The 19,356-nt window shown below is 72.2% G+C and carries 15 protein-coding genes; 5 read left to right on the top strand and 10 right to left on the bottom strand.

Features of this window, described 5'->3' with window-relative positions:
* Window positions 1-132 precede the first annotated feature (132 nt).
* From manA to OG841_RS27740, 6 genes are all read right to left on the bottom strand, one after another.
* Window positions 133-1,284: a mannose-6-phosphate isomerase, class I gene (gene manA / locus OG841_RS27765; protein ID WP_371567016.1), complete on the bottom strand. Its 1,152-nt coding sequence runs from the start codon at window positions 1,282-1,284 to the stop codon at window positions 133-135.
* Between the two features lie 45 nt (window positions 1,285-1,329).
* Window positions 1,330-2,457: an SIS domain-containing protein gene (locus OG841_RS27760; protein WP_371567015.1), complete on the bottom strand. Its 1,128-nt coding sequence runs from the start codon at window positions 2,455-2,457 to the stop codon at window positions 1,330-1,332.
* 158 nt (window positions 2,458-2,615) lie between these two features.
* Entirely contained in the window at window positions 2,616-2,786 is a 171-nt protein-coding gene (locus tag OG841_RS27755; protein WP_007382472.1) for a Trm112 family protein, read from the bottom strand.
* A 225-nt stretch (window positions 2,787-3,011) separates the two neighbouring features.
* Window positions 3,012-4,379, bottom strand: a complete 1,368-nt coding sequence (locus tag OG841_RS27750; RefSeq protein WP_328639017.1) for a phosphomannomutase/phosphoglucomutase — start codon at window positions 4,377-4,379, stop codon at window positions 3,012-3,014.
* 114 nt (window positions 4,380-4,493) lie between these two features.
* The gene (locus tag OG841_RS27745; protein ID WP_365118628.1) at window positions 4,494-6,110 is read right to left on the bottom strand and encodes an L-lactate permease; all 1,617 of its coding nucleotides are present in this window, start codon (window positions 6,108-6,110) and stop codon (window positions 4,494-4,496) included.
* A 136-nt stretch (window positions 6,111-6,246) separates the two neighbouring features.
* The gene (locus OG841_RS27740; RefSeq protein WP_328643554.1) at window positions 6,247-6,672 is read right to left on the bottom strand and encodes a DUF3499 domain-containing protein; all 426 of its coding nucleotides are present in this window, start codon (window positions 6,670-6,672) and stop codon (window positions 6,247-6,249) included.
* A gap of 304 nt (window positions 6,673-6,976) precedes the next feature.
* Here OG841_RS27740 and OG841_RS27735 point away from each other — a divergent pair, with 304 nt between their 5' ends.
* The gene (locus OG841_RS27735; protein WP_088245448.1) at window positions 6,977-7,420 is read left to right on the top strand and encodes a metallopeptidase family protein; all 444 of its coding nucleotides are present in this window, start codon (window positions 6,977-6,979) and stop codon (window positions 7,418-7,420) included.
* A 22-nt stretch (window positions 7,421-7,442) separates the two neighbouring features.
* Here the strand turns inward: OG841_RS27735 and OG841_RS27730 are convergent, their stop codons facing one another.
* The 3 genes from OG841_RS27730 to OG841_RS27720 form a co-directional block, all read right to left on the bottom strand.
* Window positions 7,443-8,921: a DUF5719 family protein gene (locus OG841_RS27730; protein WP_328639019.1), complete on the bottom strand. Its 1,479-nt coding sequence runs from the start codon at window positions 8,919-8,921 to the stop codon at window positions 7,443-7,445.
* Window positions 8,918-12,574, bottom strand: a complete 3,657-nt coding sequence (locus tag OG841_RS27725; RefSeq protein ID WP_371567014.1) for a glycosyltransferase family 2 protein — start codon at window positions 12,572-12,574, stop codon at window positions 8,918-8,920. Before OG841_RS27725 ends, OG841_RS27730 begins: the two co-directional genes overlap by 4 nt.
* 183 nt (window positions 12,575-12,757) lie before the next feature.
* On the bottom strand, window positions 12,758-13,021 hold the full coding sequence (locus tag OG841_RS27720; RefSeq protein ID WP_003990679.1) for a WhiB family transcriptional regulator: 264 nt from the start codon (window positions 13,019-13,021) through the stop codon (window positions 12,758-12,760).
* A 701-nt stretch (window positions 13,022-13,722) separates the two neighbouring features.
* On the opposite strand from OG841_RS27720, the gene OG841_RS27715 reads away from it, so the two are divergent.
* The 4 genes from OG841_RS27715 (at window position 13,723) to OG841_RS27700 (ending at window position 18,052) form a co-directional block, all read left to right on the top strand.
* Window positions 13,723-14,232 (top strand): cysteine dioxygenase, encoded by a 510-nt coding sequence (locus OG841_RS27715; protein WP_371567013.1) that lies wholly within the window; start codon window positions 13,723-13,725, stop codon window positions 14,230-14,232.
* A gap of 34 nt (window positions 14,233-14,266) precedes the next feature.
* Window positions 14,267-15,226 carry a 2-phospho-L-lactate transferase gene (gene cofD, locus OG841_RS27710; RefSeq protein ID WP_371567011.1) on the top strand — a complete coding sequence of 320 codons (960 nt, stop codon included), beginning with the start codon at window positions 14,267-14,269 and terminating at the stop codon, window positions 15,224-15,226.
* Between the two features lie 386 nt (window positions 15,227-15,612).
* The gene (locus tag OG841_RS27705) at window positions 15,613-16,923 is read left to right on the top strand and encodes a coenzyme F420-0:L-glutamate ligase (protein ID WP_371567009.1); all 1,311 of its coding nucleotides are present in this window, start codon (window positions 15,613-15,615) and stop codon (window positions 16,921-16,923) included.
* A 121-nt stretch (window positions 16,924-17,044) separates the two neighbouring features.
* On the top strand, window positions 17,045-18,052 hold the full coding sequence (locus OG841_RS27700; protein WP_371567008.1) for a DNA-3-methyladenine glycosylase family protein: 1,008 nt from the start codon (window positions 17,045-17,047) through the stop codon (window positions 18,050-18,052).
* 139 nt (window positions 18,053-18,191) lie between these two features.
* On the opposite strand, the gene OG841_RS27695 is transcribed toward OG841_RS27700, so the two are convergent.
* Complete coding sequence (locus OG841_RS27695) at window positions 18,192-19,274, bottom strand: sugar phosphate nucleotidyltransferase (protein WP_371567007.1); 1,083 nt, start codon at window positions 19,272-19,274, stop codon at window positions 18,192-18,194.
* Between the last annotated feature and the right edge of the window lie 82 nt (window positions 19,275-19,356).

The raw sequence follows: 19,356 nt of genomic DNA, 5'->3' as shown, positions 1-19,356 counted from the left end.
CCCTTCGCCTCAAGTGCCTCTACGCCCGTCCAGGCCTTTGCCCGTCCTTTGCCGGTGGGCCATTCTTGCAGCCTTGCCCGGCACGGTCGTCTCAGCCGTCCACAGGCCCGGTCATACGATCACACGTCACGGTCACACGATCACCGTCGCCCGGAAGACCGTGCCCGTGCCGGACACCTCGGCCTTCTCGCCCGCCGGTACGAACACCGACTGGCCGGGGCTCAGTTCGTGTTCCCCGGCTCGCACGGAACCTGCCGTGCAGAGCAGGATCTGCGGGGTCGGACGGGTCAGCTCGTGGGTGGCGCCGCCTTCGGGAAGGACATAGCGGGAGAGCCGGAACTCGTCGATGGGGGTCTCGTAGACCTCCTCGTCGTCGGGGGACGCCTCGGGGCGCAGGACGCCCGGGTCGGCGGCCTCGAAGCGGACGATGCGCAGGAGTTCGGGGACGTCGACGTGCTTGGGGGTCAGGCCGCAGCGCAGGACATTGTCGGAGTTGGCCATGATCTCGACGCCGAGGCCGCTCAGGTAGGCGTGCGGGATGCCTGCGCCGAGGAACAGGGCCTCGCCGGGCTGGAGTCGGACGTGGTTGAGGAGCATCGCGGCGATGACGCCCGGGTCACCCGGGTAGTGGTGGGCGATGTCGGCGTACGGGGCGTGATCGCCGCCGAGGCGGGCGCAGGCGGCCGCGGCCTCGGTGACCGTGTGGGCCATCTCCGCGCGGTCCGCGGTCAGGACGGCCGTCAGGACCTCCCGCAGGGCCGCCTCCTCGGGGCGGGCGTGCAGGAGGTCGACGTACGGCTTGAGGGAGTCGACGCCGAGCGCGTCGAGCAGTTCGGCCGCGCGCACGGGCTCGCGGAAGCCGCACAGGCCGTCGAACTCGGTGAGCGCGCAGATCAGTTCGGGTTTGTGGTTGGCGTCCTTGTAGTTGCGGTGGCCCGCGTCCACGGGGATGCCGCGGCGCTCCTCGTCGTCGTACCCCTCTTTCGCCTGGGCGAGGTCGGGGTGCACCTGGAGGGAGAGCGGGGCTCCCGCGGCGAGGATCTTGAGCAGGAAGGGCAGCCGGGGGCCGAACTTGGCGACGGCCTCGGCGCCGAGCTCCTTCGCCGGATCCGCGGCGATGACCTCGACGAGCGTGCCCCGGCCGGTGCGTGAGGGGGCTCCCGGGTGGGCGCCCATCCACATCTCCGCCTGTGGTTCACCGGTCGGCCGGACGCCGAGGAGTTCGGGGATGGCGGTGGTGGAACCCCAGGCGTAGGGGCGGATGGTGTTGTCGAGGCGGTCCATCAGGCTCTTTCTGTACGTACGGCGATCAGGGCGTCCTGGGCAACGTCAGGCCCCCGAGGCGAGCGCCAGGTAAACGGCGGCGAAATCCGTGACGGCGATCAGTTCCGCGAGGGTCTCGATCTCGCCGCCGGACTCCGGTTCCAGCTCGCTGATCGGCGTGTCGTGGTTGAGGGCCAGGTCACGGGCGGCCGGAGCGGCGCTGAGACCGCCGATCGGACGGTCGCGAAGGAGCACCACGCGCGCGTGCAGCGCGGGAGCCTCCTCGACACGGTCGCGGAAGAAGTCGTCCGGGTCGGCGCTGGCGGCCAGCGGCCCGGCGAGCAGCGTGCTGTGCGCGGCGAGGGCCTCGGGCAGTTCGGAGACCACGGCGGGGCGGCCGGAGAGCTCGGCCAGGGCGGCGGCGAAACGGCGGCCCGCGGGCCCTACGGAGGTGCCCTCGGTCCAGATCACCGGGAGCGCGTCGAAGAGTTCGGCGGCGAGGGTCTTGGCCGGGTTGCTGTAGGTCGCGATGGCGGGGCCGCAGCGCTCGGCGATGTGGTCGAGGCGGTCGGCGATCTTCTCGAGCGTGTCGGGAGGGGCGGTGAGCAGGCCGGTGCGGTCGAGGATCGCGAGGAGAGGTGTGAGCAGGGCCCACAGGACGCCGGGGGCAGATGCGGTGAGGGGTGTGGCCTGCTCGTACGGGGCCGTGGCCATGGGCACGAACAGGCCGTGGGCGCCCTCGACCGCCTCGCTGAGCGGGGTACGGCCGGGCGCCACTGCGACGACCGTGCAGCCGCGGCGGTAGGCCTGGTCGGCGAGCAGGGACAGGCCCGGTTCGGTGCCGTCGGGTGTGGCGATCAGAAGCAGGTCGACCGAGCCCGCCCAGCCGGGGAGTTCCCAGCGCAGGGCGCCCGCGGCGGGGGCGACTCCGGTGGGGGCGAGGCGGGTGACGGGGCTGCCGGCGCCGGCGAGTGTGCCGAGAAGGTCGGCGGCGCAGGTGGCGGCGGCGCCGGGCCCAGCGATGAGGACGGCACGGGGGCGGCCGTCGGGCTTGAGGTCGTTCACCCCCGCCTCGGCGGCGTGCCGGGCTGCCGTGCGGACGCGGGCGCCGGCCTCTGCGGCGCCGCGGAGCAGGCCTCGGCGGTCGGCCTCCGAGAGGGCCTCGGGGGTGTCTAGCAGCGATTCGTCGAGCATGGGGCGGCAGCCTCCGATCGCCGGGTCTCCGGGGACGCCGGGTTGTCTCTTCGCCGGGGTCGTCGGTCGCGCGGGTCCGGGACACCGGTGGTCGCTGAGTCGTTGTCGCTCTTACGGCAGTTGGGGCGCTGTCTCGCCCATCGCGGGAGCGGGGGCGCTCACGCGGGGCGGCGGGCCTCGTCGACGAGGAGCACGGGGATGCCGTCGCGGACCGGGTACGCCAGGCCGCAGTCCTGGCCGGTGCAGATCAGCTCGGTGTCCTGCTCCTTGAGGGGGGCGTGACAGGCCGGGCAGGCGAGGATCTCCAGGAGGCCGGCTTCGAGCGGCATGGGGGTTCCCTTCGGGGGCGGTACGGCTGCATGTGCGGATGTGCCTGGTCAGGGTACCGCCGGGGAGAGGGGGGCGCCGGGGTTGGGGCGAGGTCGGCGGGTGGGGGTTGGCGTCGCGGTTTTCGCCTCCCCGCCGCCCGTACCCGTCCCGTCCCCAGGGGCTGCCGCCCCTTCGACCCCGCCCAAGGGCCTCAGCCCCCTGCACCCGCAGCAGCCGACGTCCTGTCAGGCTCTGATGATCGCCAGTACCTCGTCGCGTACCTTCGCCGTCGTCGCCTCGTCCCTCGCCTCCGCGTTGAGGCGCAGGAGGGGTTCCGTGTTGGACGGGCGGACGTTGAACCACCAGTCGGGGGTGGTGACCGTGAGGCCGTCGAGTTCGTCGAGTTGTACGCCCTCCCGACCCTCGTAGGCCGCCTTGATCGCGGCCAGGCGGTCCGTCTGGTCGGCGACCGTGGAGTTGATCTCGCCGGAGCCGACGTAGCGGTCGTACTGGGCCACCAGGGACGAGAGCGTGCCTTCCTGGCCGCCCAGGGCGGCGAGGACGTGGAGGGCCGCCAGCATGCCCGTGTCCGCGTTCCAGAAGTCCTTGAAGTAGTAGTGCGCCGAGTGCTCGCCGCCGAAGATCGCGCCGGTCCTCGCCATCTCGGCCTTGATGAAGGAGTGGCCCACGCGCGTGCGTACCGGTGTGCCGCCGTTCTCCTTGACGACCTCCGGAACCGACCAGGACGTGATCAGGTTGTGGATGACCGTGCCCTTGCCGCCGTGCCTGGCGAGCTCACGGGAGGCGACCAGGGCGGTGATGGCGGACGGGGAGACCGGGTTTCCGCGCTCGTCGACGACGAAGCAGCGGTCGGCGTCGCCGTCGAAGGCTATGCCGAGGTCGGCCCCCTCCTCGCGGACCCGCTTCCGGAGGTCGACGATGTTCGCCGGGTCGAGGGGGTTGGCCTCGTGGTTCGGGAACGTGCCGTCCAGTTCGAAGTACATCGGGACGACGTCCAGGGGCAGGCCCGCGAACACCGTCGGGACGGTGTGGCCGCCCATGCCGTTGCCCGCGTCCACGACGACCTTCAGGGGGCGGATGGAGGTCAGGTCGACGAGGGAGCGCAGGTGGGCCGCGTAGTCGTCCAGGGTGTCCCGCTGCGTGATCGTGCCGGTCTCCGCGGCCGCTTCCGGGGCGCCCGCCTCGCTCCACCGCTCGACCAGTTCGCGGATCTCGGCGAGGCCGGTGTCCTGGCCGACCGGGGCCGCGCCCGCCCGGGACATCTTGATGCCGTTGTACTGGGCGGGGTTGTGGGAGGCCGTGAACATCGCGCCCGGCAGGTTCAGTGCGCCGGAGGCGTAGTACAGCTGGTCGGTCGAGCACAGGCCGATCTCGGTGACGTCCACGCCGCGGGCGGCCGCTCCGCGCGCGAAGGCCCGCGACAGACCCGGGGACGTGGGCCGCATGTCGTGGCCGGTCACGATCGCGCTCGCCCCGGTCACCTGGACGAAGGCGGCACCGAAAAGCTCGGCCAGCGTCTCGTCCCACTGGTCGGGAACGACTCCGCGCACGTCGTACGCCTTCACGAGCTGTGACAGATCAGCCACGGCCAACCCTTCTGAAAGTCCTGTCGGTCACCACAAACTACCCGTAGCCACTGACAGTGGGTGGTGCGGAAGCTGAGGGGACTCCGAGCCGTTACCTGAGGTCAGACGGCCTCGACGAGGTCAGGGCAGCATCCAGCCCAGCACCGGTGAGCTCTGCCCGACCACGATCAGGCACATCACCAGGAGCAGTCCGAGGCTCCAGGGCAGCACCTTGCGCAGCAGGTCCCCCTCACGTCCCGCGAGCCCGACGGCCGCGCAGGCGATGGTGAGGTTCTGTGGCGAGATCATCTTGCCGAGCACCCCGCCCGAGCTGTTGGCGGCGGCCAGCAGCTCCGGGGAGAGCCCGGACTCCCGCGCGGCGGTCACCTGCAACGCCCCGAACAGCGCGTTGGCCGAGGTGTCCGAACCGGAGACGGCCACTCCGAACCAGCCCAGGACCGGCGACAGGAAGGCCAGTCCGGCGCCCGCCGCCGCCACGAAGTGGCCGATGGTGGCGGCCTGTCCGGAGAGGTTCATGACATACGCGAGCGCCAGCACGGACGTCACGGTCAGGATCGCGAACCGCAACTCATGGACGGTCGCAGCCCATTCGCGGACCGCCACGCGCGCGTGCACGCCCAGCACGAGGGCCGTCAGGATCCCCGCGAGCAGCACGAGGGTGCCGCCGGTGGAGACGATCGGCCAGGTGAAGACGTTGCCGCCGACCGGATCCCCGTCCGGATTCACGACGTTGAGGAAGGGCCAGTCGTACGTCCGGGTCACCTTCGCCGACCAGTCCTTGACGGCCGGGATCTGCGCGACGGAGAAGATCACGACGATCAGCGCGTACGGGGCGTAGGCGCGCAGGACTTGACCGCGCGGGTCCGTCTCGTCGAGGTCCTCGCTGCGCGCGCCGGTCAGCACGGACGCGCGTACGGACTCGTCGGCCGGTACGCGCGCGTGCGGTACGGCGACCAGGGCACCCGCGCCGGCCAAGGCGGCCCCGATGTCGGCGAGTTGCGCGGAGACGTAGTTGGAGGCCGCGAACTGGGCGACGGCGAAGGCGAGTCCGCAGACCAGTGCGGGCACCCAGGTCTCGCGCAGGCCCCGTTTGCCGTCGACCAGGAAGACCAGCACCAGGGGCACCACGAGGGCCAGCAAAGGCGTCTGACGGCCCACCACGGACGCCACGTCGTGCAACGGCAGCCCGGTGACCTGCGCGAGTGTCACGACCGGTGTGCCCATCGCGCCGAAGGCCACCGGGGCGGTGTTGGCGACCAGCGCGACAACCGCCGCGCGCACCGGGTCGAAGCCGAGGGCGACGAGCATGACCGAGCAGATCGCGACCGGTGCGCCGAACCCGGCGAGGGCTTCCAGAAGCGCGCCGAAGCAGAAGGCGACGACGAGGGCCTGGATGCGTGGGTCGTCGGACAGCCTTCCGAAGGAGCGGCGCAGGATGTCGAAGTGCCGCGTGCGGACGGTCATCCGGTACACCCACAGGGCGTTGACGACGATCCACAGGATGGGGAAGAGCCCGAAGGCGGCGCCCTGTGCGGCGCTGGATACGGTCTGGCCCAGCGGCATGCCGTAGGCGAGCCAGGCGACCAGCGCGGCCGCCAGGAGGCCGGTGAGGCCGGCCAGGTGCGCTTTCATGCGGACGCCGCCGAGCAGGACGAGGACGATCACCAGGGGCAGGGCCGCGACGAGGGCGGACAGCCCGAGCGAGTCGGCGACGGGTTCGAGTTCCTGGACGTACACGGGCGCCTCCCCGATTCCGTCATGCGGAAAGCGATTTCTCACTTCGACTTACGGAATGGTCGTGTCCGCGCCAAGTTCACGTCAATGGGTGTGCGTCACCGAGCGGGATGCGCGCCGAACACGCCCAGACGACGGGTCAGTTGTCGGGAGAGCGCAGGACCCGCAGATGGCCGCGGCGCGCGACCTCCATCGGGTCGGCCGCGCGAGCTCCGCCGCCGGCTCCGGCGGCGCGCTCCTGCGGACGGGCCGCTTCGCGCACGGCGTTGGCAAGCGCTTCCAGGTCGTCCCCACTGGGCCGGGCCGGGGCCGAGGCGTCGAGGAGCCTGACGACCTCCCAGCCGCGCGGGGCGGTGAGGCGCTCGGAGTGCTCGGCGCACAGGTCGTAGCAGTGGGGTTCGGCGTAGGTGGCGAGCGGGCCGAGGACCGCGGTCGAGTCGGCGTAGACGTACGTCAGCGTCGCGACGGCGGGACGGCCGCAAGCGGTGCGCGAACAGCGACGTACAGGGCTCACGAGGTTGGACGGTACCGCACTCTTGAACGGGCCGCGACGACTCTCCCCCAGGTCACCCCACCGTGTCGTGCTGTGAAACGCCCCACACGGCACTCTCGTCACACCGCGATGACCTGCACGGACACCCGCTTTCGAGGGGCCGAACACACCTGAAACCGATCACCAGTTGGCACAAGCCATGTCAATTGCCTTGATATCGACGGTCTCGGAGAGATACGGAATCGAGCCCAACCTTGGCTGGAATGGTCAACTGCCGACATGCCGTACGAGCAGGCCGTACGTCGTTTCGGACGCGTCCGGGGTACCGCGTGGGCGGCGGGCGCGGGGGTGCGGCGAGGATTACCCTTCACCAGTGATGGACAACCCCGTACCGCCCCGCGCCACCGGCCCCGGGCCCCGACGCCGTGATCGCCACGGCCGAGGCATGCGCGGCCCGATCGCCCCGCCGCAGGTACCTCTCGCCGCGAGTCGAGCAGAGGCGTTCGCGGACCTGGTGCAGGACTCCGTGGAGCGCCTGGAGCGGCGCTGGCCACAGCTCGCCGACATCGACTTCCTGGTCCTGGAGGTGCCTCGGCTGGACGGACAGTCCTGGAACGACGAGGCGGTGCCGCTCGGCGGGACGATTCCGGCGCGTGAGGGACGCCCCGCGCGCGTGGTCGTCTACCGGCGGCCGGTGGAGATCCGCACCAAGGGGCGCGACGAGCGGGCGGCGCTGGTGCACGAGATCGTCGTGGAGCAGGTGGCCGAGCTGCTGGGGCTCACTCCGGAGACGGTGGATCCGCGGTACGGCGAGGACTGAACCGCCCGCGGATCACCCCGGGCTACTTCTGCAGTACCGACAGGTCCTGGTCCGCCTCCGGCACCGCCACCATGCCCCGGTCGTCCGGGAGGGCCTGGACGGTGAAGCCCGGCACTCCGTCGGCGGTGGCCGCCAAGGTGCGGGCGCCGTAGACCGGGCCTCCTGAGACATGCTCGACCGTGAGGGCGTACGTGCCCTTGAGGCCGGTCGGGGTGGGGGCTTCCACGTTCTCGGTGGTGCCCGCCTTGAGGGTGAACGTCTTCGAGACGGCCTCACCGCCCTTGCTGCCCGCCGAGGCCGTGACCTTGATGGTGGCCGCCCGGGTGGGGGCGGTCAGCGAGAGCGTGGTGCCCTTGGCGCTGTTGTCGGCGACCGTCGCGCGCGTGCCGACCGGACGCGTGGCCGGGATGAAGGCCGTCTCCTGGTCGTCGCCCTTGCCGCGGACGACCCGCAGGGCTGCGACCACCGGCACGGATGCGTCGGTGGGGGTCAGGACCAGCGAACCGGCCTCTCCGCGTGTGACGTCTCCGAGGTCGGCGGAGGCGGTCATGCCGCCCTTCACGTGCAGCGTCTCGTTCCCGGCGGGGGTGATCAGGCCGGAGGGGGACGCGAGCTGCACCTTCAGGTCGGCGTCGGAGTCACCGGGCGTGAAGGCGACCAGGCGCACGGCGGTGGCGTCCTTCGGGATACCGGGCAGCACCAGGCTGCCGGACGGGTCCGCCGACGCGGCCAGCCAGTCGCCGCCGAGCTTGTCGTCCAGCGCCTGCACGGCCGCGCCCACGCGCCCGCTGCGGACGTTCACATGGACGGTGAGGTTCTCCTGCTTCTCCTCGGTGAGCGTGGACAGCAGGATCGGGTCGCTGGAGTGCGGCGCGACGGTGATGCCCTCCCCCAGCGTGGAGTCCAGGGCGCCGTCCTTGCCGTAGAGCTCGATGTCGACGACGGCGGCGGAGTCGTCGGGGTTGGTCAGATGGACGTAGTCGGTGCGGTCGGCGGCCGTGCTCGCGCCCGGGAACCAGAACTCGGTGTCGGGCGCGGAGCAGTTGACGCCCTGCAGCCCGCGTCCGGAGCCCGCGGCGACCTTCGTGGTCTCCTGGACGGTCCAGCCGGGCGCGAACTTCCCCTCGGCGGTGCCGACGAGGGCCCGCGCGTCACCGCCGGAGGTCTCCCCGGTGGCGGGCTTGCCGGGCTCCTCGGGTTCGAGGACCGGCTTGCCGGCCTTCTTGCCCGCGCTCTTGCCGTCCGACTCCTCGGCGGCCGCCTGGAGTTCGGCCTTGCCGCCGCTTTCCGCGTCCTTGGTGACGGGCGTGAAGGACGTGTACGACGTCTCCGCGATGTCGGAGGTGCTGGGCGCCGGGCACAGCAGGCTGGTGCGCTCCACGGGCAGCTCTGCGGCCGTCCTGGCGGTGCCGGCGGCCTGCGGTGAGCTGAGCGTGGCGAACCCGGTGACGGCGGCGAGCGCGGCGGCGCCGGCGATGAGGGACACGGTGGTGCGGTTCACTGCTGACTCCCGTCGGGGCGCTCACTGCCGGTGTCGTCCGGGTGCTGCTGCGCCGGGTCGTACGCGGGGTCGTAGCCCTGGTCGTACTGCTGCTCGTACTGGCCGCCGTACGTCTGGTCGTACGACGCCTGCTGGTTCTGGCCGCCGTAGGCGTACGGGTCGTACTGGCCGCCCTGGTAGGGGTCCGCCTGATACGGCTGCTGGTCGTAGCCGCCCGCCGGGTACTGCTGGGCGGTGCCCTGGTACTGCTCGCCGCCGTAGGTGCCGTACTCGGCGTTCGCGTAGGTCTGGGCGTCCCAGTCGCCGTAGGACTGCTGCTGCGGGACCGCGGCGGGGGCCTCCTGCGGAGGAGGGGGGACGTCGTCCGGGCGCGCGGCCTCCTCGGCCTGGGCGCGCAGGCGACGGGCGCGACGGCCCTCGCCCGCCACGGCCTGGGCGGGGATCGACGGCTCCTCGGGGAGGTCGTCGTCGACGTCGCGGCGGCGGCCGGGCAGGGCCATGACCACGAGGACGACGGCGAGGAAGCCCTGGATCCACAGCCACAGGGTGTGGGTGAACGGATCGTCGAAGGTGACGTCCAGCTCGCCGCCGGAGGCGGGCAGTTCGAAGCCCTGGGCCCAGCCGTCGACGGTGGTGCGGGTCAGCGGCCTGCCGTCCAGGGTGGCGGTCCAGCCCTCGTCGGCCGTGTCGGCGAGGCGCAGGACCCTGCCGTCGGCGCCGGACGGGACCGTGGTGTGGATGTCCACGGGGCCCGCGGCCACCGGCTGCGCGGTACCGGATCCGGACTTGGCGACGATGGTGGCGCGCGCGACCTCCTGGTCGACCCGCCACAGTCCGCTGCCGTCCTGCTGGCTGAGCCGGGTCAGGCCGGGCGTGGCGTCCAGCACGCGCGTGACCTCGCGGGGCGCGCCCTTGTGGACGAGGACGTAGCGCACGGCGAAGCCGCCGAGCTGGTTCGCCTGGTCGGCGCCGGAGCCGGCGACGAGGTTGGCTACGACCTTGTCCAGCTTGTCGTTCTCGCCGTCGGCCGCGGCGAGTTCGGCGTCGCCGAGGCGGGCGCCGGAGCCGCGCACCAGCATGTAGCCGACGTGCGCCGCGGAGTCGCTGTCGAGGACGAGGGTGCGGGCCTGGTCGCGGGTGCCGCTCTCCTCGGCGACGAACGCGGGCACCTGGACGGGGTCGCGGCGCTCCAGCGGTCCGTCGGCGCCGCCGATCATCCAGCCCGCGGCGACGAGCAGCGGGCCCGCGGCGGAGGCGAAGGCGATCAGGGCGGCGACCGGCTGGCGCCAGCCGAAGCTCTGCTCGGCCACGCGTGCGCGTGCCCCGTCGGCGCCCATCACGGCGGCGGCCAGCAGGGCGAGGCCGTAGACGAGGGTGGCGGGGCCCGCCCAGGTCGAGTCGTTGGACAGGACCGCGAAGACGAGGCCCACCAGGGCCACCGCCCAGGCCGTCCAGATGCCGAACTGCCGGTTGGTGCGCAGCAGGGCGGCCAGGGCTGCCAGCACCACGCCGATGAGCATCAGCCCGTCGACCGTGCCGGGGCCGCCGGGGCTCGCGCCGAGCAGGTCGAGGGCGGAGGCGGCCGAGGAGCCGTACTCGAGGCCCGCCTGGTCGAAGAAGCCGAACGGGAGCAGCGTCAGCGACCAGGGGGCGAGGACCAGCAGGGGGGTGCCGAACTGGGCCAGGAAGCGCAGGCCGTAGGCGGTGATGTCGGTGCGGCGCACGACCAGCAGGCCGATGCCGAGGATCAGCGCGATCGGCCAGATGATCGGCGTGAACGCGGTGGTGATCGTGAGCAGGAGCGCGAACGCCCAGGTGGCGCGCCAACTGCCGCGCGTACCCGTGGTGTTCGTCAGGCCGCCGGCCACGACGCCCGCGCGCGCGATGAGCGGCAGCAGGACGGCGAGGACGGCGGTGCCGACGCGGCCGCCGGCGAGGGCGCCGGTGGCGGCGGGCAGGAAGGCGTAGACGACGGCCGCCCATGCGCGCAGGAGGCGGGACTCGACGAGCGGGCGGGAGGCGAAGTAGGCCGTGAAGCCGGCCAGCGGCACCGAGCAGACCAGCAGGACCGTCAGTGCGAGACCGGTCGAGCCGAACAGTACGGAGGACAGCGCGGCGATGACCGCCAGATACGGCGGCGCGGACGGGGTGCCACCGGCACCCACCGCGTGCCAGGCGTCCGTGTAGCGCGACCACAGCTCGCTCGCGCCCGCCGGGGCGGGCAGCAGGGCGCCGCCCGCGAGCGCGCCGCCGCCCAGAAGGTTGCGGCAGGCGACCAGGGCGACGAGCAGCAGCGCCAGGAAGAGCACCGGTCCCGGCTTGCGGGCGACGCGCTTGAGGCGGGCGAACTGCTCGATCTCCAGGAAGTCCGCGTCGTCGCCGCCGGGCCCGGACTCGATGCCGCCGCCATGGCGTCCGGCCGCGGAGGCCTCGGCGTCTGAGCCGCCGAAGAAATTGCCCGCGACCTGTTCCACGGTGGCCCGGACGGTCGCGCCGGGTGGCGGGAACAGCTGCCTGAGCTCGTCCTTGTCGACGACCGGCGTGCCCCGCTTGCTCCGCCCGGCGATGATCCGCTCGGGCCGCAGCAGGGTGCCGAGGAGGCCGCGGATCTCGTCGAGGGCCTGTCCGGGCACCTTGCCGACGAGGTAGGCGACGGTCCGCAGCAGGGTGCCCAGGACCAGGCGCACGAGCACCCAGGGCAGCGCGGCCGTACGCGTGTTGACGAGCAGGGTGTAAACGGCTCCGGCCTTGTCGACCTTGTGCGGGGACGCGGTGGTGCGGCCCGCGCAGTCGACGGCACGGCGCTCCCGGGAGGCCGCCTCGGCATGACGTACGACGGCTTCGGGGGCGATGAGGACGCGGTGACCGGCGGCCTGGGCGCGCCAGCACAGGTCGACGTCGTCACGCATGAGGGGCAGGCGCCGGTCGAAGCCGCCGAGCTGCTCGAAGAGGTCGCGGCGGATCAGCATGCCCGCGGTGGACACGGACAGCACGGACCGGACGTGGTCGTGCTGGCCCTGGTCCTGTTCGCGGCGGTCCAGGCCCGTCCAGCGGCGGCCGGAGTGGGCGATGGAGACGCCGACCTCGAGCAGCTGCCGCTTGTCGTACCAGCCGCGGAGCTTGGGGCCCACGACGGCGACGTCGTCCCGGCCGAGCTCCAGTTCGTTCTCCACGACGCGCAGCAGCTGGGCCAGGGCGTCGGGATCGGGGGCGCAGTCGTCGTGCAGCAGCCAGAGCCACTGGACCGGCTCGCCGTGCGGCAGCTCCGGCAGGTCGTAGGCGTCGTCGCGCCACGTGCGCGTGACCGGGTCCCAGCCGCTGGGCCGCTTCAGGTACGGCAGCTCGTCCGGGGTCAGGACGGGAGCGGTGCGGGCGGCCTCCTCGACGGCCTGGCCGAAGCCGGTGCGCCGGGCGAGGTGCAGGACCCGGTCTGCCCCGAGGGCGTCGGTGACCAGCTGCGCGGAGTCGTCCGCGCTGCCGGTGTCGGCGGCCATGGCGAACTGCACGGGGCGCTCCTGGCCGAGCAGCCCGGCGAGCGCGTCGGGCAGCCAGCGGGCGCCGTCGTGGGAGACGAGCACCGCGGTCACCACATGACGCGGGAACTCAGGAGTGGCAGCGTGATCTTGGGCTGCCGTGTGGCTGTGCACGGACATCGAGGTACGGGCCCCGGTTCGGTGGACTGCGGTGGGCGCCTGTGCCCTGAGGGGGCGGCGAGGCGTCTCGGACGAGCGCCCACACTATCGGCTGGGCAAGACGGCGGCCCGCCGCCTGTGGATAACCCCCGTGCGACGGGCCGTTCGGTCGCGTACGAAAAGTGCGGCGATGCGTACCTCGCTTCAGACGGCGGCCTTCTTCAGCCTGCGGCGTTCGCGTTCCGACAGGCCGCCCCAGATGCCGAAGCGCTCGTCGTTGGCGAGGGCGTATTCCAGGCACTCGGAGCGGACCTCGCAGGAGAGGCAGACCTTCTTGGCCTCGCGGGTGGAGCCGCCCTTCTCGGGAAAGAAGGACTCGGGGTCGGTCTGGGCGCACAGCGCGCGCTCCTGCCAGCCGAGTTCCTCGTCCGCGTCGTCGACCAGCAGTTGCTGCACCAGCTCGGTCATGTGCGCCCCTCGTCTGTCTTCGCGTCCCCGTGTGACGGCCGTTACCGATTTCGGCTGAACGACACGAGTGAAATTACAAGTGTGCTGCTCCGGGCGAGTCAAGCCGAGATCTGCTATTGAGCCCCTTATTCACTCTGCGGAACCAAGGCCTTGCAGAAAGTGTTCAAATCGGCATAAACCTTGACAAGCAGACGAGGCCCGAGAGGGCTGCCGAGCCGTGCCGGCCCTTTCGGACCTGTACGGGGAAGGACGCCCATCAGTTCGAACTCGTTCCGTGTGCACCCGTGGAAGTCGTGCGACGTCGCGGCCCGTGCGCCCGGTTGTGCGCCATGTGTCCCGGTAGGCGTGTGAACAAACCTTTCATCAGGGAGATGGACCGGATGAGGTGAAACATGTCCCACTTCCGGGGTGTCGAGTTGACAGTGAACGTGTGACCCGCTGTCCTTGTGGGCATGCTCGCGAACTTGGCACTCACCTCGACCCGCACGGCCGGGTCCCACGGTGCTGCCCGCGCTCGCTGTAGCTGTTGTTGCTGTTCCAGCTGTTGAGCCCAACGCGCTCCGGCTGCTCCTGAGTCCACCGTGACTCGGCTGCTTGTTCCCCGCCCGCACCCGGGCATTCCTGTCTTCCCGTGACCCGGGCGGGCGGTACGCGACACCCAGCCAGCCCCCACACTCTTCGCCGAGGACCCATCGCATCCCATGAACAGCGACAACGACCTCCAGATCGCCGGCGACCTCCTCGAGGTCCCGCACCTCCTCCAGGCCCCTCGCGAGCACCCGGCCACCGTCGCCGACTTCGTCGGCCTGGCACGCTCCATCGCCGCCGACCGCTCGCAGTGGGCGCACCTCGTCCAGTACGACGCGACGAGCCGCTGGTACCACCGGCTGCGTACCGGACCCGGCTACGAGGTGTGGCTGCTGTCCTGGGTCCCCGGTCAGGGCAGCGGGCTGCACGACCACGGCCGCTCCTCCGGGGTCCTCACCGTCCTGGAGGGCACGCTGACCGAGCGCACCGAACGGGGAACGCGCGCGCTGGGAGCGGTGGCACAGCGGGTGTTCGCGCCGGGGTACGTGCACGAAGTCGTCAACGACGCGCTGGAGCCGGCGGTGAGTCTGCACGTCTACTACCCGGGGCTGACCGAGATGCCGATGCACACCGCGTGCACCGCCCGCGAGACTCACGACGAGGTGGACGTCGTAACCGCATGACGCGTTGTCGTACCCGCCTGTAAGACTTGCTCCCATGCGCATTGTGGTTCTGGCAGGAGGCATCGGCGGTGCCCGGTTCCTGCGCGGTCTGAAGCAGGCCGCGCAGGACGCGGACATCACGGTCATCGGTAACACCGGGGACGACATCCACCTCTTCGGGCTGAAGGTCTGCCCGGACCTCGACACGGTGATGTACACGCTCGGCGGCGGTATCAACGAGGAGCAGGGCTGGGGGCGGGCCGACGAGACCTTCCACCTCAAGGAGGAACTCGCGGCGTACGGCGTCGGACCCGAGTGGTTCGGGCTCGGCGACCGGGACTTCGCCACGCACATCGTGCGGACGCAGATGATCGGTGCGGGGTATCCGCTGAGCGCGGTGACCGAGGCACTGTGCGACCGGTGGAAGCCGGGGGTGCGGCTGATCCCGATGACCGACGACCGGGTCGAGACGCATGTGGCCGTGGAGGTCGACGGCGAGCGCAAGGCCGTTCACTTCCAGGAGTACTGGGTGCGGCTGCGGGCGTCCGTCCCGGCCCACGCGGTCGTGCCGGTGGGCGCGGAGCAGACCAAGCCGGCACCGGGAGTGCTGGAGGCGATCGCGGAGGCGGACGTGGTGCTGTTCCCGCCGTCCAACCCGGTGGTGTCCGTCGGCACGATCCTTGCCGTGCCCGGCATCCGCGAGGCGATCGCCGAAGCCGGGGTGCCGGTGGTGGGCCTGTCCCCCATCGTCGGGGACGCGCCCGTGCGCGGCATGGCCGACAAGGTGCTGGCGGCGGTCGGCGTCGAGTCCACGGCCGCGGCGGTCGCCGAGCACTACGGCTCGGGGCTGCTGGACGGCTGGCTCGTCGACACCGTGGACGTCGGAGCGGTCGAGCGGATCGAGTCGGCCGGCATCCGCTGCCGGGCCGTGCCGCTGATGATGACCGACCTGGACGCGACCGCGCGGATGGCCCAGGAGGCGCTGGAGCTGGCGGAGGAGGTGCGCGGAGCTTGAGCGGCGAGGTGTCGGACGAGGCACGGGGCCCGGCGGAAGCATCGGGAGCGGTGGCCGGGAGCCGGGGTGACGCGCAAGCCGCAGGCGGCTGCGCGGTGAACGACGACGCGGCCGCGAGCGGCAGGCCCCGGGATGCGGGGGGCGCGGTGACCGGGTCCGGTCGTGGGCCGGTGGGCAGCACGGCGGACGGGTCCGGTCACGGGACGGCGGGCAGCACAGCGAACTCCTCCGGTCACGGGACGGCGGGCAGCACAGCGGACGGGTCCAGTCACGGGACGGCGGGCAGCACAGCGAGCCCGTCCGGACAGGGAAGGGCAGATGGCGCCACCGCCCCGTTCGGACACACAACGGCAGATGGCACGGCGACGTCGTCCGGACACGAGTCCGTGAAGGACATCGCGGGGGACGGTTTCCGTGTGTGGGCCGTCTCCGGTATGCCCGAGGTCGCGCGGGGGGACGACCTCGCCAAGCTGATCGCCGGCGCCGAGCCGGGGCTCGTCGACGGGGACGTGCTGCTCGTCACCTCGAAGATCGTGTCCAAGGCGGAGGGGCGGGTCGTCGAGGCGAGCGACCGGGAGGCCGCGATCGACGCCGAGACCGTACGGGTCGTGGCGCGGCGCGGGGCGCTCAGGATCGTCGAGAACCGGCAGGGGCTCGTGATGGCCGCCGCCGGGGTCGACGCCTCCAACACCCCTTCGGGGACCGTGCTGTTGCTGCCCGAGGACCCGGACGCGTCGGCGCGGGCGATCCGGGACGGGCTGCGGGACGCCCTCGGGGTCGACGTCGGGATCGTCGTCACCGACACCTTCGGACGGCCCTGGCGCGCCGGGCTCACCGATGTCGCGATCGGGGCAGCCGGGGTGCGGGTGCTGGACGATCTGCGGGGCGGCACGGACGCGTACGGCAATCCGCTCAGCGCGACCGTCGTGGCGACGGCCGACGAACTGGCCGCCGCCGGTGATCTCGTCAAGGGCAAGGCCGCCGGTCTCCCCGTCGCCGTCGTGCGCGGGCTGGCGCACATCGTGGCCGAGGAGCACGGGGAGGGGGCGAGGGCCATGGTGCGTCACGCGCGCGACGACATGTTCCGGCTGGGAACCTCGGAGGCCGTCCGGGAGGCGGTCACCCAGCGCCGTACCGTACGGGCCTTCACGGACGAGCCCGTCGACCCCGGAGCCGTACGACGGGCCGTCGCCGCGGCCGTCACCGCGCCCGCACCGCACCACACGACGCCGTGGCGGTTCGTGCTGCTGGAGTCCGAGGCCTCGCGGACCGGGCTGCTGGACGCCATGCGGGACGCCTGGATCGCCGATCTGCGGCGGGACGGGAAGTCCGAGGAGTCGATAGCCAAGCGGGTGCGGCGCGGGGACGTGCTGCGGAACGCGCCGTATCTCGTCGTGCCCTGTCTGGTGATGGACGGGTCGCACACGTACGGCGATGGGCGGCGGGACGCGGCCGAGCGGGAGATGTTCGTCGTCGCCACGGGGGCCGGGGTGCAGAACTTCCTCGTCGCGCTGGCCGGCGAGCGGCTGGGGTCGGCGTGGGTGTCGTCCACCATGTTCTGCCGCGATGTGGTCCGGGAGGTGCTGGGGCTGCCGGAGGACTGGGATCCGATGGGGGCCGTCGCGGTGGGGCATCCGGCGGAGGAGCCTCGGCCCCGGCCGGATCGGGATGCCGGGAGCTTCATCGAGGTGCGGTGATGTGCGCCCGTATCGTCGAGGTGCGGTGGTGGGCCTCGGCTTGCGCCTAGTCTCGTAGGGCTTCTTCCGGTTCCTCTCGTACCCCAGGTCCCGGTTCCTCTCCTATCCCAGGACTTCATTCGTGGCAGGACGCTTCGCTCCCCGGCCCACGCGTACGACCGTGCGCGGTGGGGAGGTCGTCGTGCCCGCCGCGCGGCGGGAGACGCCGCGGGTCGAGGCTCCGCTGGTGCGGAAGTGGGCGCCGGGGTGGCCCGTCGATCTCGGGCTGGTGCTCGGGGCGCTCAGGCGGGGGCCCGGGGACCCCACGTTCCGGGCTCTTCCGGACGGGTCGGTGTGGCGGGCCAGTCGTACGCCTGTCGGTCCCGGGACCCTGCGGGTGTGCGTGTACGGCGGTGAGGTGCGCGGCGAGGCGTGGGGGCCCGGGGGGGAGTGGCTGCTCTCGCGGTTGCCGGAGTTGCTCGGGGCCGCGGACGATCCTTCGGTCTTCGTGCCCCGGCATCGCGTGGTGGCTCATTCCTGGCATCGGCGGCCGGCGCTGCGGCTGACGCGGACCGGGCTGGTGCTGGAGTCGCTGATTCCGTCCGTGCTGGAGCAGAAGGTCACGACCGATGAGGCGTATCGGGCGTGGCGGTTGCTGGTGCGGAAGTTCGGGGAGCCGGCGCCCGGGCCTGCGGCGGGTGGGCGGTTGTGGGTGATGCCGTCGCCCCGGACCTGGGCGTTGATTCCTTCGTGGGAGTGGCATCGGGCCGGGGTGGACAACAAGCGGGCCTCGACGATCCTGCGGGCCGTGCGGGTGGCTGCGCGGCTGGAGGAGGCGGTGGGGATGTCTCCGGCGGCGGCGCAGGCTCGGTTGGAGGTCGTGCCGGGGGTGGGGCCGTGGACGTCCGCGGAGGTGGTGCAGCGGAGTCATGGGGCGGCGGATGCGGTGACCGTGGGGGATCTGCATCTGCCGGGGATCGTGGGGTTCGCGCTGGCGGGGGATCGGGATGCGGATGATGCGGCGATGTTGTCGCTGCTGGAGCCGTATGCGGGGCAGCGGCATCGCGCGGCTCGGTTGATTTTGTTGAGTGGGCGGGTTCCGGGGCGGCGGGCGCCGCGGATGACTCGGGGGGATATCGGGCGGTTGTGACGGTGCGGCGGGTGGGGTTGCCGTCGCGGTTGTCTCCCCCGCCGCCCCTACCCGTCCCGTCCCCAGGGGCTGCCGCACGCACAGGGGGCTCCGCCCCCTGTGTCCTCGAACGCCGGACGGGCTGAGCGGGAACCTCTCCTCACCGGTCCGACGAGAAGCGGACCGCTCCCGCCGGGATCTTCGCGTCGCACCAGACGCGCGCGCCGTCGCGCAGTTCGTTGTCGGCGCCGATGACCGCGCCGTCGCCGATGACCGTGCCGGTGAGGATGGAGCGTTCGCCCACGCGGGCCCTGGTGCCGATCAGGGAGTCGGTGATGACGGCACCCGGTTCCACCACCGCGCCCGGAAGGATCGTCGAGCCGGAGACCCTGGCGCCTTCCGCGATGTACGCGCCCTCGCCGACCACCGTGCCGTCGGTCAGTTTCGCGTCCGGGGCGACCCTGGCCGTGGGAAGTATCAGGCGGTCGCCGCAGCGGCCGGGCACCGCGGGGGACGGGGCCCGGCCCAGGACCAGGTCGGCCGAGCCGCGGACGAAGGCGGCGGGGGTGCCGAGGTCCAGCCAGTACCTCGAGTCCACCATGCCCTGGAGGTGGGCTCCGGCCGACAGGAGTTCGGGGAAGGTCTCGCGTTCCACCGAGACCGGGCGGCCCCGCGGGATCGTGTCGATGACCGAGCGGCGGAAGACGTACGCCCCCGCGTTGATCTGGTCGGTGACGATCTCCTCCGGGGTCTGGGGCTTCTCCAGGAACGCCAGGACCCTGCCCGTCTCGTCCGTGGGGACCAGTCCGTAGGCCCGCGGGTCCGTCACCTTCGTGAGATGCAGGGAGACGTCCGCGCCCGTCGTCTCGTGCGTGCGCACCAGCGCCCTGATGTCCAGGCCCGTCAGGATGTCGCCGTTGAAGACCAGGACCGGCTCGTCGGGGGCGGAGTGCAGACGGTCGGCCACGTTGCGGATCGCGCCGCCCGTGCCGAGGGGCTCCACCTCGGTGACGTACTCGAGGTGAAGCCCCAGGGAGGAGCCGTCGCCGAAGTGCGGCTCGAAGACCTCCGCGAGGTAGCTCGTGGCGAGGACGATGTGGTCGACGCCCGCCGCTCTCGCTCTGGCCAGCTGGTGGGTGAGGAAGGGGACGCCTGCCGCGCGGACCATGGGCTTGGGGGTGTGGACCGTGAGGGGGCGCAGTCTCGTGCCCTTGCCGCCGACCAGGAGGATCGCTTCTGTCACCTGTTGTCTCCGCTTCCTGCCGGGACCGGCCCGAACTGTCTTGCGACCGGCCAGTGTATGCAGACCGTTGTGCGGCACCTTC

Source organism: Streptomyces canus, from assembly GCF_041435015.1.
Taxonomy (GTDB): domain Bacteria; phylum Actinomycetota; class Actinomycetes; order Streptomycetales; family Streptomycetaceae; genus Streptomyces; species Streptomyces canus_G.
The sequence above is the reverse complement of the archived record's forward strand: the minus strand, read 5'-3'. Positions and strand labels throughout refer to the sequence as shown.